The organism is Chryseobacterium sp. ISL-6 (assembly GCF_018613715.1).
GTDB classification, from domain to species: domain Bacteria; phylum Bacteroidota; class Bacteroidia; order Flavobacteriales; family Weeksellaceae; genus Chryseobacterium; species Chryseobacterium paludis.
In genome coordinates this window covers 763,477-780,753 of record NZ_JAGGPT010000001.1, presented here as the reverse complement: position 1 = coordinate 780,753, position 17,277 = coordinate 763,477, and the positions used below count along the sequence as shown (strand labels likewise).

Genomic DNA, 17,277 nt, shown 5'->3' with positions numbered 1-17,277 from the left:
ATGATTAAAGTAGAATCAGTAACTAAAAATTTTGACGAACGAACTGCTGTCGACCGCATTTCTTTTCAAGCGAATGACAAGGAAATATTAGTACTTCTGGGAACTAGTGGTTGCGGAAAAACAACGACTCTAAAAATGATCAATCGTCTGATAGAAGCTGATTCTGGTAATATATTTATTAACGGAGAAAATATTCGCGATAAGAAGGTTGAAGAACTCCGGATGCATATAGGTTTCGTTATGCAGCATTCAGGGTTGTTTCCCCATTATACGATTCGACAGAATATAGCTGTAGTTCCGGAGTTGCTGAAATGGGAGAAAAAAAAGATCCAGAGCAGAACCGGGGAGTTAATACATAAGCTTCATTTACCCGAAGATCTTTTAACTCGTTTTCCTCAGGAATTAAGTGGGGGACAGCAACAGCGTGTTGGCATTGCCAGAGCTTTAATTGCAGATACTCCCATACTATTAATGGATGAGCCTTTTGGTGCATTGGATAATATAACAAAAGCAGACATTCATTCTGAATTTAAATCACTTGAAGAGCTTAAAAATAAAACCATCATTCTTGTTACTCACGACGTGCAGGAAGCGTTTGAACTGGGGCATAGGATTTGTTTGATGGATAAAGGGCAAATTATTCAAATAGGAACTCCGATGGAAATGCTTTATCGCCCTGAGAACGATTTTGTAAAAGATTTTTTTGCAGAAAACAGGCTTTTACTGGAGTATAAAGTAGCCAGCTTAGAGAATGTCCGACCCTTTCTTGCCGATTCTCAAATACTAAATGGAAGGTTTAATAAAACTGAAAACGTATGGAATATTTTACAAAAGCTAAGTGCTGATAAAAGCTATACAGAACAGTATGAAAAATTAACAGAAGCATTCAATATTTATAGAAAAGTGCAGACCGAATGACGCAACAAAGTCTATGGCAATTTATTGTCGAACAACAAGATAAACTCCTGATTCAAATTGTACAACATCTTGGATTGACTTTTGTGTCATTACTATTGGCGATCGTAGTTGGAGTTCCCCTGGGAATATTGATAGCAAGGAAGAGATTATTTGCCAATCCTGTTCTTGGAACTGCAGGTATCTTACAAACTGTTCCCAGTATTGCTTTGCTTGGATTTATGATTCCTGCTTTTGGGATAGGAGCAACCCCGGCAATTGTAGCTTTACTGATCTATGCGCTTTTACCAATTATCAGAAATACTTACACAGGAATTACGGGAGTTGACCCTGCAGTTATTGAAGCGGCGAAAGCAATGGGAATGAATAGGAAACAGCTTCTTTTCAAAGTTGAACTTCCTTTAGCAATGCCCGTTATCATTGCAGGAATACGGACCGCTGCTGTTATCAATGTTGGAGTGGCTACATTAGCTTCATTTGTTGCGGCAGGAGGATTAGGTGAATTTATATTCGGTGGTATTTCACTGAATAATACCAATATGATCCTTGCAGGTGCCATTCCAGCGGCTTTACTTGCTATTATATTAGATCAGCTGATTGCTGTTTTACAAAAGACAGGTTACCGAAGACTTCGTAAGATCTTATTTATCATTCCCTTAATACTGATTGTCGTTGTTGGATTCTATGTACTAACTTCAAATTCCGGGAACAAACTTAAAGCAGGTTTTACGCCGGAGTTTATGGGACGACAGGATGGAGATATCGGTTTGAGATCAGTGTATGGACTGAATGCGAAGCCTACCATTGTAAGTGATGCTATTATGTACAAAGCTGCTTATGATAAAGAACTGGATGTTATCAGTGGTTATTCTACAGATGGCAGAATTAAGGCTTTTGATCTCTATGTTTTAAATGATGATAAAAAAATATTTCCACCTTATTTTGCAGCACCAATCATCAAAACAAAAACATTACAAAAATTTCCCCAATTGAAAGAAGTTTTAAATTTGTTGGCTGGAAAATTTAATGATTCCGTTATGACGGATCTTAATTACAGATCGGACTATTTACACCAGACGCCGGAAAAAATTGCTAAAGATTTTCTAAGAAAAAATGGATTATTAAAGACCCCAAGAAAAGGTAGCGGCGGAACCATAAGGATCGGATCAAAAATTTTTGGCGAGCAGTATATTCTTACAGAAATGTATAAAATGCTTCTTGAAGGCTATACCGATTATAAGGTTGAAACGAAGACCGGATTGGGAGGAACTAAAATATGTTTCGATGCTCTGACGAATGATGCGATCGATTTTTATCCTGAATATACAGGCACCGGACTTTTAGTGCTTCTAAAGCCAACGGAATCAACCATTAAAAATGTAAGTCAGAGTGCGGAAAAAACCTATGATTATGTCAATTCAGAATTTAAAAAACAATATGGAATTGAATGGCTGAAACCTTTGGGTTTTAATAATTCTTATGCTTTAATGATGCGTAGAGAACAGTCTCAGAAATTAAAAATAAAAACTATTTCAGATCTTAAAAACTATTTAGACACTCCTTAATTACATGAACTATAATTTTGACGAAATAATACCAAGACGAGGAACGAACTCTATAAAATGGGATAAGGTTGCTGATGAAAATGTATTGCCAATGTGGGTAGCTGATATGGATTTTAAAACACCTCCTGAAGTTATAAAAGCTCTTTCAAGGAAGGTTGAACAAGGAATATTTGGTTACAGTATTATTCCTTCAGCATTTTATGATTCTATTATCAATTGGTGGGAAATAAGCCATCAGCTGATCTTGAAAAAAGAGTGGCTGTTACCAGTTCCCGGAATGATCCCCGCACTTTCAGCTATTATCAGAGCCCATCTTCAACCGGGGGATAATATTATTGTTCAATCACCTGTCTACAATCATTTCTTTACGCTTATAGAAAACTGTGAATGCAATACAGTTGATAACCATTTGATCTATGAAAATGGAAATTATCAAATAGATTTTGTTGATTTGGAATTGAAAGCTTCAGATCCACAAACTAAAATGCTGTTAATATGCAGTCCTCATAACCCTGTGGGTAGAGTTTGGGTACGTGAAGAACTGGAGAAAATAGCTTCCATATGCACAAAACATCAAGTAATGGTAGTTTCAGATGAAATCCATGCTGATCTGGTTTATAAAAATCATCGGCATATTCCGTTTGTTTCTGTTGCAGGAAATTATGATCTGGTTTCTGTTACCTGTGGTTCGCCCTGTAAGACATTTAATCTATCCAGCCTGCCTGTATCTTATGTTATCTCCAAAGATCAGGAGATCTTAAAACGGATTGAGAAAATACTTACAATACAGGAAACAACTACCATTAATCCATTCGCCGTTGAAGCTTTAATAGCAGCTTATAATCAGGGTAGAAATTGGATGGAAGAACTAAAAGAATATGTATATGCCAACTATTTATATCTAAAATATTTTTGCAAGGAATATCTGCCAAATGTATTGGTTAGTGACTTACAGGCGACTTATCTTGTATGGCTGGATTGTCATACTTTAGGTAAAGGATCAGATGAACTTTCCAAGTTTTTATTTAAAGAAGAAAAGCTTTGGTTAAATTCAGGTACCATGTACGGAAGCTCTGGAGAAGGTTTTTTACGCATAAATATCGCCTGTCCAAGACAAGTTTTGGAGGAAGGTTTACACCGATTGGAAAAATATGTACATAAAAAATAATATTGATCCGGTATTTCTTTAATACCTCTTATAATTCTGGGCGGCTTTTTTATCTTTTATAAATTTCTATTCGCCTTTTCTTTTTTTAATTGATTCCACTTGTTAATATTTAGGATTAAAATAGGGAGCAGGGCGATAGGAATTACAGTGAGGGCAGTAAATCCATTTTTGAATATTAAAAACATATTACTTAAGAATAGTATCGGGATTGAAACCATCAGCAAGGTGGTTACTGCTTTACTTTTCTTTTCATTGTTGATGAGTTCCTCGTTTGTGTATTCGGTTATAGGTTTATTTTTCATTTTATTTTTTTTTGATGACTTCAAGGTTATTAATTTTTCCGACAGGAGCTATTTTGATTTGTTGATCTCCTTTTGTTACATAAAAATAGTAAGTACTATTAATGTCGATCATATAGATGTCAGTCGGTTCACTGGATTCAGAAGTGATTGTATAATTGTATTTTAGGTTTTGGGCTTCTATTCTTTTTTTAATAATGCTGCCTTGTCCTATTCCCAATCCAACGAATAAGGCAAGAAGTTCAATGGCTACAAGTATAGAAAAGATCGGAATCATGGTTTTCTGCAACTCTTTTTTATCACTTTCAGGATTTATTTTATAGCTTCCTAGTAGCTTCTTGCTCCAGTTTTTATCTCTGTTCCTGATCAGGACTACCTGAAATAAAAAGAAAAAAAGGACGACAGAAATTATTATTATAATCAATATAGGACTTGATGTCATATCAGCAATCGGACTGATGAGGATATCTGTAATAGATGAGTATTTTAAAATATTTATTCCCAATTGATAAAAAAGAATACTTTCTTTTAAAAGTCCAAGAATAATAAGATATAAATACCCTAATGGTAATAATCCTTGAATTTTTTCTAAATATTTCATTCAACTAAGATATTATTTTTCTCTCAATTTTTTGATCACTTAAACAAAATACCATATGTTCAGCTATTCATAAGTTCTTATGAATAGTAATAAATTAAATTTTAGATTATAGTATCCAGAAAGATATATTAAGTAAAGGCTCAGGATTTAGCTTCAGTATTATGCAAGTTATAAATTACTCTTGATGAAATTCGCCAGCATTTTGGTATTATTTCCATAATGATGATTTCCAGCTATATGTTTCATCCTGTAATTGGCTCCCAGGGTTATTGTCCGGTAGGGAAAACGGGTAAATTCAAAATCACTTAAGACAACCATTACGGGAACTGTGCCCATTTTATTGATTTCAGGGATCACCTGGAGGCTGCCTTTAGGTTCAAATCCGAAGTACTCATCAAGATGGATCTTGAAATCATTACTTTTTGAAGGGCCCATAATAAAAACTTTTTGAATCTTCTCTTTTAAGCTGGTGGTAAAACGGTTATATACAAAGGGAGTAACATCAGCACCAAATGAAAACCCTAATAAAACGACGTGTTGATTTTTTCGTCCATGTAACTTCTCCTTAATACAATTCTCAATGTCTAAAGAGGTTTGTTCCGGAGTTTTTTTGTTCCAGAAATAAGATTTTGTATCTAAAGCAAATACATCATAACCCAGTGTATGAAGATTCGTCCCTAAGCTCTTTGTGAACGTATTAAAACCAGCATCCCCACTTATAAAAAAGATGATGGGTTTATTGGTATTGGAGTTCCATTCCGTGATCCTAAAATCATTATCTTTCTGACAGCCGAAAAAAAAAGCTAATGTCAATATAGATAAAATTCTTATCAGTTTTTGCAGCTTATTCTTCATTTTTTTGTGGTTTCATCACTTTACTTAATGTCGTCGGGATTTGAAGTAATTCAAAATCATTGTTGTACACCAGATACTTGTTTTCCCAGATATCAGCATACTTTTCTTTAAAGTTTCTCAGTGTTTGATAATGCTTAAAACTTCCTACTCTTTGATAGGCAAATTTCATAATATCTTCAGCCGTATTGTTGGTCTGTTCTATTCCTGCCATTGGGGTCATTCCCATATTGACAAACTTTAGATTTTTACTTTTAGCATATTCTATAAGTTTCACAATTAAAACATCTACACTGCCATTCGGCGCATTTTCAGTTTTTCTGATCATATCATAACTGCATTCATCAGGGGCACAATGTGGAATGATATTTAAAAATGCAACACACATACCATCGACATCAAAAATGGTAATAAGATCTTGATTTTTTACAACTTCGCGATCAAACATCCCTTCAGCGAATACGATTTCTTTTTTATCAAACTCTCTTAACCATTCGTCGGAAACCCTTTGAATATGATCTATCATATCCTCATTATGAGGAGAATAGTGTATTGTTGTGGTATAACCTGATTTTTCAACAGCATTAATTCCATTTCTAATCGTTTTCCTGTCTTTCCCACTCAGACTAAACTTTTCTGTATCTACAATTGCATCCTGACCAATAAATAATTTTTGTTTTTTTAAAGGATTAAAATAAACGATTCCATTTTCACCTACTCTGTAATAACAGGTCTTTAGGTTATTATTCTTACAGTATTGATCAAATTCATTAATCAGATCTGTCTTATTTTGCTCAGCACAAACAGGATCTTCTAATACGACAGCGAATCCGTTTGCTGTCCGGAAGGATACCATGCCATTGATTTCTTCTGAAAAGTAAAACTGTTTTTCCTTGGTCAGTTTAAAATAGTCCAATGAAGAAGCTCCAAACTCTTCTACAAGATGTTGGGCATTCATATGGCTCTCTTTGTCATCTTTTTCAATACGGGAGTGGGTCCTGTAAAATGAAAAGATAAGTACCAACCAGGAAATAACCCCAAGAATATAGTTGAGGTTCTGAAAATCCCTTGCAAACCCTGTAAGCGGGGTAAGTCCGGAATCTTTGAATAATAAAAATGTATGTAATGTGTAATACAGAGCCTCTTCTTTTGTAAAATCTATACCGAAATGAGATTTGCTTATAAAGTAGAAGCTAAGGTAATTGAAAATTAAAATGACGGTAAAGATCCCTAAAAACCAGCTAAATCCTTTTTGTAAAGAAACGATTTTAGTCGTGAAAATATATTCTTTTCTGGTATATAATAACAGGCCTAAAGTGAATGCTGAAAACAAGGCTTCTTCATAATCCAGAGCTTTTGATAAATTAAAAACAATAGAGAAGATGGTAAGGATCACAGCAAAATACCAAGCTCTTTTATAACCTCTAAAAAGATTGGCAGAAGTCGCCAAAAGCAATACTCCTGAAATAAGTGTGATCATCTTGGAAATATGGATCAATTCCCAGGGTAAATAGTTTTTCAGAATATGAAGACGATCTGTTAATGCTGGTGTAATTACAGAAAGGATATTAATAATACCTAATAAAAAGATCATGATTACAGGTAAAATACGAGCAAATAGTTTTCTTCCACCCCATAGGTAAGCTACTATTCCCAGAATCAAAGGGATCCAAAATTCAAAAAACCGATAAAGCAATGTAATTCCTAAACCATCGGCATGCTTATATCCGAAATTGGCAAGGATATAGGTGAGAGAAAATTCCACAGCCCCCAAACCACGAAGAAAAGGAGATACGATCATTAATAAAATTGAAACAACATACGATATTGCTGCCGCAGAAAATGAAGCAGGAACTCCAAATGCATACATAGCGATCAGAAGATGGAAAACACCACAAAATTCAATAAAAATAGAAACCAGAATAGTAATCCAAAAGTACTTTTTATCGATTTCATTGCTAAATATTTCATCAACTGTGCTGATAAATTTTGGGAATTTCTTATCAAGGAATTGGTAGAAGGAATTTTTCTTCCGGAAAGAAATGAAAATGAGATAACTGCCAATAAGTATTGCCACTAAAACTAAAATACCAACCCAGCTGTCATTAAAGTTTTTATTGATCAAAACTGCATAAGCGATTAATGGAATCCCAACCAGTACTACTGTCAGTAAGCCTACAAATCCATATATGGCACTGGCCTGATGGATTTTCGAAGACTTATAACCTTTCGTTCTAATGTTTCGGGGAAGATAAGCAAGTGAACTGACGCCACCGGCAGGAAGAAATACACTTAGGAAGTTTCGTTTTAAAAATAAACTTGTAGCATCTGATATACTTACATTTAATTTTGTAGCGCGAAAACTCGTTACATACATTAAACCTTGAAGAAGAACATAAATGAAGGCTAATAATACTCCAATTAAGATCCAACCTAATTTTGCATTTTGAAGCTCAGGACCAATAGTAGCCAGCTCATGTCTTTCACTTCGGAAAAATACAAATGCCAGTAATAAGATAGCAACTGCTAAAACTTCCTTCCAGCGAACCAACTTGAAGATTTTTGAAAAATTTATTTTTTTCATATTTGTGACTGCCATACTTTTCGGGTACTTTCTGTACTGAAATGCTTTAAATCAAAAATAGATAAAAAAATCTTTAACAGCTGATAGATATTTTACTTTATTTACGTTATCAAAGGTTAATTTTGATAACATTTCGGACAAATTCCGCTTACTACGAAATTGTAACTTTTTGCAACAAAATGCTTAGGTAGTGTTATTTCCGGAACTATATTTTCTATACAGGTAACCGACTGGCATTTCTCACAATTGAAATGGATATGATTATGGGAGTGATCATTCTCTGTACAATGATGACATTTGGCATAATTCACGACACCATCTACATTCACAATCTTATGTATTTTCCCTTCCTCTTCCAAACGGTCCAATACTCGATAAGTAGTAACACGATTGCATAGATCCCCAACTTTCTCCTGAATAGCAGTGTGGGATAATGCGCTTTCTGAATTATTGATAATGTTTAATATCTCAGTTTTGGCCTGGGTATTTCTAACTTGCTTCATAATTTTATTGCAACAATGTTGCATTAATTAGATTTAATATTTACATTTGCAACAAAGTTACGATAAGTATTTTAAACTTAAATATCCATTTATGAAATCAAAAATTTTAGATGCAGTAGGAATTTCAGCAGCAGTTTTATGTTTGATCCATTGTATTATTTTTCCTTTATTAATGATTGTTCCTCTGGGGATCTCTCATAATCCTTATGTTGATCTTGCTTTTCTTTTCATTGGAGGAGTGGTTGTGTACAGAGTAACGAAAAAGGTTTCAAAACTCTGGTTGAAATCGTTGTTCTGGATCTCAATTCTATTAATCTCTATATCGGTATTGGTTGATCTCATTTATGAAATCCATATTCCATTGATCTATGTAGGAGCTGTAGGATTAATTACCGGTCATATTCTCAATTTTAAAAATCATAAACATTAATTCTATTATCATGACAAAGGAAAAACTTCCTGTAACTGTACTCAGTGGTTTTCTTGGTGCAGGGAAGACCACATTACTCAATCATATTCTGCATAATAAAGAAGGTTTAAAAGTAGCTGTAATCGTTAATGATATGAGCGAAATAAACATTGATGCACGTCTTGTGGAAAATCAAAATACACTGTCCAGAACAGAAGAAAAACTGGTGGAAATGAGTAATGGCTGTATTTGCTGCACACTTCGCGAAGACTTAATGATAGAAGTAGAAAGGTTAGCGCGTGAAAAAAGATTTGATTATCTGTTAATTGAAAGTACGGGGATCAGTGAGCCAGTTCCTGTGGCACAGACTTTTAGTTTTATAGATGAAGAAAGTGGAATTGACCTTTCATCCTTTAGCTATGTGGATACGATGGTGACGGTAGTAGACTGCTTTAATTTTTTTAAAGACTTTGGTTCCAACGAACGATTAATGGATCGTGATCTCACCGACATGGAAGGAGATTTCCGTACCATTGTAAACCTTCTGACCGATCAGATAGAATTTGCCAACGTTATTATCCTGAACAAAACGGATATGGTAAATACGGAAACTGTTAATTTTTTGAAAGCAACGATCCGGAAATTAAATCCTGTTGCAAAACTGATCACTTCTGAATTTGGAAAGGTACAACCCAAAGAAATTATGAATACGGGATTATTTGATTTTGATGAAGCTCAACAGTCGGCAGGATGGCAAAAAGAACTGCGAGCTGAACATCATACACCGGAAACTGAAGAATATGGAATTGGTTCATTTGTGTTCAGAAATAAAAAACCTTTTCATCCAATGAGGTTATGGAAATATCTCAATGTACAGTATCAAGAAGGTGCATTACGTGCTAAGGGGCTGTTCTGGCTCGCTTCCCGTCCTGATGATGCCCTTAATTTTTCCCAGGCAGGTGGATCTTTTAGATTGGAAAAAGCTGGAGTATGGTGGTCGAGTATGCCAATGAGTAATCGTGTACAATATCCTTCATTTATAGAAAATCAGGAATTCATAGAAAGCCGGTGGGATAGAAGTTGGGGTGACAGGATCAATGAACTGGTTTTTATTGGAAAGAATTTAGATCAGAAAAAAATGATGAATGATCTTGAAAATTGCCTGATCACGGTAGAGGAAAAGATAATGTTCGATGAGTCAATAATTTTTCAGGACCCTTTCCCCGAGAATATCTGATAGTTTCCATTTAAACTAAATTCATAATTATTTAATGCAACATTGTTTCATTATTGATTTTTATTATTTATATTGCAAAGCGAAATTTTAATACAGATGGATAGACGTAAGTTTCTAAAAGGATCAGCATTACTTTCCGGGTTGTTAACAATTAATCCGGTAGATTTACTGGCAAATCAAACCCTGATAATTCCAAAATCCAATAAGAAGGCCAAAAACATCATTTTTATGGTAAGTGATGGGATGAGTTCCGGAACGTTGGCAATGGCTAATCTGTATTCTGAGAACATTCTTGGTAAAACTGGAAACTGGGTTAATCTGTATAAAGAGAATAAAGTATCGAGAGCATTAATGGATACTGCTTCGGCGAGTTCTATTGTTACAGATTCTGCAGCAGCCAGTTCATCATTTGGAGGTGGATTCCGGGTAAAAAATGGAGTTTTGAATGTAGGAGCGAATGGTGAGAGGTATGTTCCGATCTGGCAAAAATTTAAAAAGGCTGGTAAGAAAGCCGGATGTGTAACCACTGTAACAATCACACATGCTACTCCTGCTGGTTTTTGCGTGAATTCTGACAGTAGAAATGCCGAACCTGAAATAGCCGAAATGTACGCTGAAATAGGCTTTGATGTAATGATGGGTGGGGGAGATGAATTCTTCAATCCTTCAAAAAGAAAAGATAAGAAAGATGTATATGGTTTGTATCAGCAAAAAGGATATCAAATTTTAAGAGACCGTTCCGATTTGCAGAAGATTGAAAAAAGTAAACAGGTTTTAGGGGTTTTTAATACGGGAGCACTACCATATACGATAGATCGGGAAAATACAACTGCTTTACAAAACACACCAACACTTGCAGAAATGGCAAAAGCGGCTATCGATCAGATGAAGGATCATAAAGAAGGTTTTGTCCTTCAGATCGAAGGTGGGAAGGTGGATTGGTCAGCTCACGCTAATGATGTTGCTGCACTTATCCATGATCAGCTTGCTTTTGAAGATGCTGTAAAAGTAGCGATTGACTTTGCCGAAAAAGATAAAAATACATTGGTAATCATCACAACGGATCATGGAAATGCTAACCCAGGAACGATTTATGGAGCTGATGCCACTAAAAATTTCAATAGTATAGCCAATTATAAATTTACTAATGAATATATACTGAATGCCATTCATCCTGATTTCAACCTTCAGCAGACGAAAGACTGGATCTATGAAACCAATCAAGTAAGTCTGGCAGATGATGAAGCAAAAAGTCTTTTGGATTTCTACACCAGCCTTGAAAAAGAAGGTGGGTTATATAATTATAAAAAGCTCCCATTTAAGCTCTATTCAGAAATTCAGAAAAAGCATAATTCTGTTGGCTGGATCAGTATGGATCATTCTGGCGATTATGTTGAACTTGCAATGTTCGGTCCGGGAAGTGAATTGCTAAAACCTTTTGTGAAAAACACAGACTTACATTATATAATGCTCGAAGCAGCAGAACTTTCAACTAATACTAATAGAAACTGATATTATTAGTATTTCAAATTTTTGAATAAATATTTTTTCATATTTATATCTTTTGGTGGAAAGAAGCCTTTACTTAATAGTAGAGGCTTCTTGTTTGTTTATAATTAATGGGCGAGTTTTTCGTATTTTATTCTTGCATCCTGGTCAGTAGGTTCCTTCTCTAAATAGCACTTTAAATAGGCGATAGCTTCTTTTTTTTGCCCGGAAATTCTATAGGCTTCACTTAAGTTATAATAGCCGTAGCTGGAATCGGGAAATTGGGAAATGTTAGTTATAAATAAATCTATAGCCAGTTGATTTTTCCTTTCAAATAGTGATTTGTAACCATATCTTTCTATGAGGTTTTCTTTTAACACATGCTTACCGGAATCATCTGATATCATTTTCTTGCCAGACTCATATCCGTGATCAGAAATCTGCCTGATCACTTTTCTGGTGTAAAAAAAGTTATCCAATGCAGGTGTTGTACCAGCCAATTGTTGTTTAATGAAATTACCTGCTTCCCAATAGTTTTCGACTTCTCCGTTGGTCAGTATTACCACGGTGTATCCCATATCTGTAAAGATCATCAGTTCATTGGCAATGCCATAATGTCCTCCAGTATGTCCTATAATGCGATGACCATTGATATCGCTTTCAATGATTCCATAGGCGTACCTGGCATCACGGTATTTTAAAGAACCTTTGGTGTAGATTTCGGTATTTTTTTTATTGAGTAAAACATTATTCTGTAACGCATCCGCAAATTTGAGTAGATCTTCAGCAGTTGAAAATCCACCTCCTGCTGGAGTTCCTTTGATAACATTTAAAAAGGTATTATTTTTCCATTGACCGGGCTTTTCCACTGACATCGTATATCCTGTTGCCATATTGAGGATGGCATCATCGAGTTCATAAGCGTCTGTATCATACATTTTTAATGGGACAAAGATCTTTTCTTTTACATAATCAGAATAATTTTTTCCGGTTAGTTTTTCTATAATGAGTCCCAATATCATATATCCCGTATTACTGTAAAGCATTTGTGTTCCGGGTTTAAAAATCGGTTTTTTATCAACAAATAAGGGGCGGTAATCGGAAGTATTTCTAAACTTTTCCTTCGCGAGTTTAGCGTGTTCATCCCAAAAACTTTCCAGCCCTGAAGTATGTGTCAATAACTGATGAATGGTCACTGAATCATGAACAGTCTTATTAGGATAATCTGTGAGGTACTTGCCTACATAATCCTGAACCGATATTTTGCCTTCCTGTACCAATTGCATAACAGCCATTGCCGTGAACATTTTATTCATGGATGCCAGATTGAATTTTGTATTGATTTTGTTGGGAATATGATCTGCAATATTTGCCATCCCATAGGCTTGTTTAAAAATAGGTTTACCATTTTTAGCGATCAATACGACTCCGCTTAAATTATTTTCTTTCTCAAGTACAGCCAATTGTTTTTCTATATTTTTAACCGCATTACTGTTTTCTTGAGCAAGAGCAAAAGAGATATTAAAGAATATCAGGATCATTAAGATCTTTATTTTAAGGTACTTTTTGAACATGAAATGTGATTGTTTTTACAACGTGTAAAGTAAAATGTTCGCAAGGTTCAGAAATTGTAAATATGGAAACTTTATAAAAAAACCACTGCAACTAAGTTACAATGGTTTACAAGATTAAAAAAGTGTAGATTAATTTATTTCATGGTGGCCTTGATCTTTTCTTCTACTGTTCTCCAGTCATAAATATGAAATACTTTACCATTGCTCATCGCTACAAATATCCCTTTTGGAAATTTTGGTCCCAGGTTCACATTTGTCACCTCTGAACCATCACTTTCACTGGTTGATACAGGGACTTCTGCAATTTTTCCTTTCGAAGGGTTTTCTCTCAGGTAAACGTTGAATGTGTCTTTCTGTTGATTCGAGACCAGTATGTATCCTGTTGTTGGAGAGGTGGCATAAATAGAAATTCCTTCTACATCGGATTTAAAATCTCCTTTTCCAAAAACCAAAAGCTCTTCATTGCCTTTTGAAGGGTCAGCATAATACTGATGGACACCAAATAACTCATCAGAATAATAAATGTATCCTAATTGATCATCTACAGCAATACTTTCTATTTCTTTCAGTCCACTGTATTTTCCAAATTTCCGTACAACTTCTCCGGTAATTTTCCCTTCTTTTTCTGTTAATTTATATTGCCAGAGATAACCGTCACTAGGCCCTGACTTTCTTCCAACAATAGCAAATATTTCATCTGTTGCAGGGTTCTTATAAATAGAAATTCCCATTGGAGACCGTTCTGTTTCACCATCAAAAACAGTGAATGAGCCCACTTCCTTGAGATCAGGAAGTGAATAAAGTTTTACACTATTGGTTTCTCTTTCCGTAACGGCAGCAAAATCTATTTTACTTCCATTTAAAGATAAACCATATTCAAGATCTACATTATTTGGACGCTTTAATCCCAGAACTTTATTGATGATCTTTCCATTCAGATCAAAAACATATAATCCACCATTAGAATCTTTATCAGTTCCTATGATAATGCTTTTTGACGCATCCTGATGATTGATCCATATGGCAGGATCATCGGTATCATAACCTACCTGCTCTGTGATAGCAGTAGGCACTATTTTTTTTCCTAACTGATTTTGCCCAATGCAGTTGATCAGTAAAGGGAAAGTTAATATAGCTATACTCTTATTTATTTTTGTCATTTTTTCTTTAATCATTAAAAATCAAACTTTACACCCATTGTAAATCTGGGTCTGTAATACTCAACCTGAGTTGTTCTGCTTTGAATTCCCTGGTAGTATCTCAACGGCTGATTAGTTAAATTATTAGCTTCTGCAAAAACTCTCAGCTGGCTGGTAATTTTATAGGAAGCATTAGCATCAAGGAACAACTGCTTATCATAGTAACGGTCATCAAATGAGGTGCCACCCAATTCGTCGATATAAGAGGATGCATAGTTCATAGAAACTCTGGCTGAGAAACGTTTATTTTCCCATGAAAGAGATCCGTTGAACATATGGGGAGCAGCTCCCGGTAATCCTACATCTGTTCTTTCAACGCCTTCTTCATTAGTGATTCCTTTAGCTTTTGATTTGGTATAAGTATAATTAACATAAACACCCAGGCCTTTCCAAAATGCCCCCGGAATAAAATCCAATTGTCTTTGTAAGGCAACCTCAAAACCGTAAATATCTACATTATCACCATTCCTTTGCTGGGTAAATCTCCAATTGCCTTCTCCCTCAGAAATAGGATTGGTCTGACCCGCAAAATCTCCCGCAAAATCAGCAGCAGTATAATTTTTTCTCGAATAGGTATAAATAAAGTCTTTCAGGTTTTTATAAAATACACCACCGGAAAGAATACCCACAGATTTGAAATACTTTTCGGCCATGAAGTCAAAGTTATAGGCGTAAGTAGCTTTCAGATTGGGATTTCCTGCTGAGATCAGTTCATCTGCTGAGATGACACTTAGAAAAGGAACCAATGCATAGTAATTAGGACGGGCTAAAGCTGTAGTAAAGGCAGCACGAAGAACAAGGTTTTGTTCAGGAACATACTTAAAGGAAACATTCGGTAGAATATTCGTATAGGTATTCGTATTATTGATTTTTCCTACAAGATCGTCTTCATCCATCACATAATTTCCTGTATAATCTATTGTTGTAGTCTCAATTCGAGCTCCTGCGATCATAGAGAATTTATCACTAAAATCCTGATCCCATCTGATATATCCTGCATAGATATGTTCTTTTGCACTGTAATTATTGGAAAGAAACTCTTCAGGTTTAAGTTCTCCTTTAAACAAATTAGGATTGAAGAGGTCAAGACCTCCCATATAGGCTGCACTGGCAAAAGTTCCCGGAACATAATTGCCCGCCTGAAAGTTGTGTCCATCGAAATAAGAAGTAGGAACTGTTAAAAGGCTTCCCATACTATTTACCGGTTCAAAAGCATAGTAATCATTGTTTCTTTCTTTTTCTTTCAGACGTAATCTCGCTCCTACACGCAATCTTCCTTTTTGATCCTCAATTACTGAAAAAGGAAAACGAAGGTTCACTTTTGCGCCAAATTCTTTTTCCTGAGTGAAACTATTTGCATCTGAAAGATCACTTAGTTTGTAGCCGCCCAGGTTATCTGCTGTTGTCGGTGTGATCATTGGCCTTTTAGGGTCACTCAGATCACTTAGAAAGTTTACGTTTTTACGTTCAAATTCTATATACCGTTCATGAGGTTTTTCTTCACTTGCCATTGCATAATTCATGGACCAGTCAAGATCGATCTTAGAGCCTAATACATGTTCACCTCTCAAAGCATAATTCTGAACTTTTTGTTTTTCAAGACGGGTATTATCATTATCGGCATCTCCACCTTTGTCCTGTCTTGTAATACTTCCTGTCCAGCCTGTGATTTCTGTTTCATCCGTATTATAAACCGGTTTTATTTTATAACCTAAAGCATATCGGTTTTCCTTATCATTCCTGAAATTATACATTGCTGAAGCATAGATCTTATTTTTTGAATTGAATTCGTAATCCATATTCAAATCAAAGCTGTGTCTGATGCGATGTTCATTATAATAACGAACACCCATCTTACTTATATATGCTGTTTTTGCTACATCATCCGCAAGACTCCAGGTAGGCTCAATATTATCTGATCCAAAATTGTTATTGTTATAAGAAAAACTGAAAACAGCGCCCAGTTTTTTATTAAGAAAACGGTTTCCATAAACGAAACCTGCAGTATAATTTCCTTTTTCACGAATCGGATTATAACCACCTGCCAGCGTTGCAGAAAGCCTTTGTCCGTTTGGAGAAGCTCTTGTAATGAGATTGACAGATCCTCCAATAGCATCAGCATCCATATCCGGAGTCAGTGTTTTGTTGACTTCAATAGTTGCTATCATATCAGAAGGAATTAAATCCATCTGAACATTTCTGTTATCTCCTTCCGCAGATGGAATACGGTCACCATTTAAGGTTACCGAATTTAAATTAGGAGCCAATCCCCGGATAATCAGATTTCTGGCTTCACCCTGGTCATTTTGTATGGTTACTCCAGGAACACGTTTTAGTGCATCTCCAATGTTAGCGTCCGGAAAACGTCCGATCTGATCAGAAGAGATCACATTTGTAATATTGGCATTGTTCTTTTGTTTGTTTAAAGCTCTGGCCTGATTACGAAGGGTAGCTCCTGTTACTACAACTTCTTGGATTTCCGTTTCCTTTCTTGTGAAAACAATATTTTGCTTTGTATTTTTATCAGCTTCAACAAGAACATTGTATTCGTTGCTTCCATAGCCGATGTAATCTACTTTCATCGTATAGTTTCCTGCGGGAACATTCAGGAATATAAAGTTTCCATGTTCATCTGATGTAGTATAAATATTTCCTGGAGTCAGGGAGATCTTAGCTCCGGGTAATGTAATTTTTGAATCATCATTGATATTTCCGGAAACAGTTCCCGATTGTGCATAAAAATAGATCGATGCACACAATAAAACAGATGTAAAAATTTTCTTCACTTTAGTATATTAAATTTCAGCGTAAAAATAATGGTTGACACGATGGAAGGCATCAAATTAAGATTAAGGTTGTTTTAAAAAAATATGAACAAATTGT

General features: G+C 35.2%; 14 protein-coding genes. 6 read left to right on the top strand and 8 right to left on the bottom strand.

The window, feature by feature from the left end:
* From J7E44_RS03655 to J7E44_RS03645, 3 genes are read left to right on the top strand one after another with little or no spacing between them, the layout of a single operon-like run.
* On the top strand, positions 1–918 hold the full coding sequence (locus J7E44_RS03655) for an ABC transporter ATP-binding protein (protein WP_214825715.1): 918 nt from the start codon (positions 1–3) through the stop codon (positions 916–918).
* On the top strand, positions 915–2,480 hold the full coding sequence (locus J7E44_RS03650; protein WP_214825713.1) for an ABC transporter permease/substrate-binding protein: 1,566 nt from the start codon (positions 915–917) through the stop codon (positions 2,478–2,480). Before J7E44_RS03655 ends, J7E44_RS03650 begins: the two co-directional genes overlap by 4 nt.
* 4 nt (positions 2,481–2,484) lie before the next feature.
* On the top strand, positions 2,485–3,648 hold the full coding sequence (locus J7E44_RS03645) for a MalY/PatB family protein (RefSeq protein WP_214825711.1): 1,164 nt from the start codon (positions 2,485–2,487) through the stop codon (positions 3,646–3,648).
* A 56-nt stretch (positions 3,649–3,704) separates the two neighbouring features.
* Here the strand turns inward: J7E44_RS03645 and J7E44_RS03640 are convergent, their stop codons facing one another.
* The 5 genes from J7E44_RS03640 to J7E44_RS03620 form a co-directional block, all read right to left on the bottom strand.
* Complete coding sequence (locus J7E44_RS03640) at positions 3,705–3,950, bottom strand: redox-active disulfide protein 2 (protein ID WP_214825709.1); 246 nt, start codon at positions 3,948–3,950, stop codon at positions 3,705–3,707.
* Position 3,951: 1 nt separating this feature from the next.
* Positions 3,952–4,548: a hypothetical protein gene (locus J7E44_RS03635; protein ID WP_214825707.1), complete on the bottom strand. Its 597-nt coding sequence runs from the start codon at positions 4,546–4,548 to the stop codon at positions 3,952–3,954.
* A gap of 168 nt (positions 4,549–4,716) precedes the next feature.
* Entirely contained in the window at positions 4,717–5,403 is a 687-nt protein-coding gene (locus J7E44_RS03630) for an AcvB/VirJ family lysyl-phosphatidylglycerol hydrolase (protein WP_214825705.1), read from the bottom strand.
* Positions 5,393–7,984, bottom strand: coding sequence for a phosphatidylglycerol lysyltransferase domain-containing protein (locus J7E44_RS03625; protein WP_214825703.1), 2,592 nt, complete (start codon positions 7,982–7,984; stop codon positions 5,393–5,395). The genes J7E44_RS03630 and J7E44_RS03625 overlap by 11 nt, the downstream gene beginning before the upstream one ends.
* Positions 7,985–8,100: 116 nt before the next feature.
* Positions 8,101–8,487: a Fur family transcriptional regulator gene (locus tag J7E44_RS03620; RefSeq protein WP_214825701.1), complete on the bottom strand. Its 387-nt coding sequence runs from the start codon at positions 8,485–8,487 to the stop codon at positions 8,101–8,103.
* Positions 8,488–8,578: 91 nt separating this feature from the next.
* Between J7E44_RS03620 and J7E44_RS03615 the strand changes: the two genes are divergently transcribed.
* From J7E44_RS03615 to J7E44_RS03605, 3 genes are all read left to right on the top strand, one after another.
* Positions 8,579–8,917 carry a MerC domain-containing protein gene (locus J7E44_RS03615; protein WP_214825699.1) on the top strand — a complete coding sequence of 113 codons (339 nt, stop codon included), beginning with the start codon at positions 8,579–8,581 and terminating at the stop codon, positions 8,915–8,917.
* Positions 8,918–8,927: 10 nt separating this feature from the next.
* Entirely contained in the window at positions 8,928–10,133 is a 1,206-nt protein-coding gene (locus J7E44_RS03610) for a GTP-binding protein (protein ID WP_214825697.1), read from the top strand.
* A 96-nt stretch (positions 10,134–10,229) separates the two neighbouring features.
* A complete protein-coding gene (locus tag J7E44_RS03605) occupies positions 10,230–11,645 on the top strand; it encodes an alkaline phosphatase (protein ID WP_214825695.1) in 1,416 nt (471 codons plus the stop codon).
* Between the two features lie 104 nt (positions 11,646–11,749).
* Here the strand turns inward: J7E44_RS03605 and J7E44_RS03600 are convergent, their stop codons facing one another.
* The 3 genes from J7E44_RS03600 to J7E44_RS03590 form a co-directional block, all read right to left on the bottom strand.
* Positions 11,750–13,195, bottom strand: a complete 1,446-nt coding sequence (locus J7E44_RS03600) for a serine hydrolase domain-containing protein (RefSeq protein ID WP_214825693.1) — start codon at positions 13,193–13,195, stop codon at positions 11,750–11,752.
* 134 nt (positions 13,196–13,329) lie between these two features.
* Positions 13,330–14,355: a phytase gene (locus J7E44_RS03595; RefSeq protein WP_214825691.1), complete on the bottom strand. Its 1,026-nt coding sequence runs from the start codon at positions 14,353–14,355 to the stop codon at positions 13,330–13,332.
* A gap of 14 nt (positions 14,356–14,369) precedes the next feature.
* Positions 14,370–17,180 carry a TonB-dependent receptor gene (locus tag J7E44_RS03590; protein WP_214825688.1) on the bottom strand — a complete coding sequence of 937 codons (2,811 nt, stop codon included), beginning with the start codon at positions 17,178–17,180 and terminating at the stop codon, positions 14,370–14,372.
* Positions 17,181–17,277 lie beyond the last annotated feature (97 nt).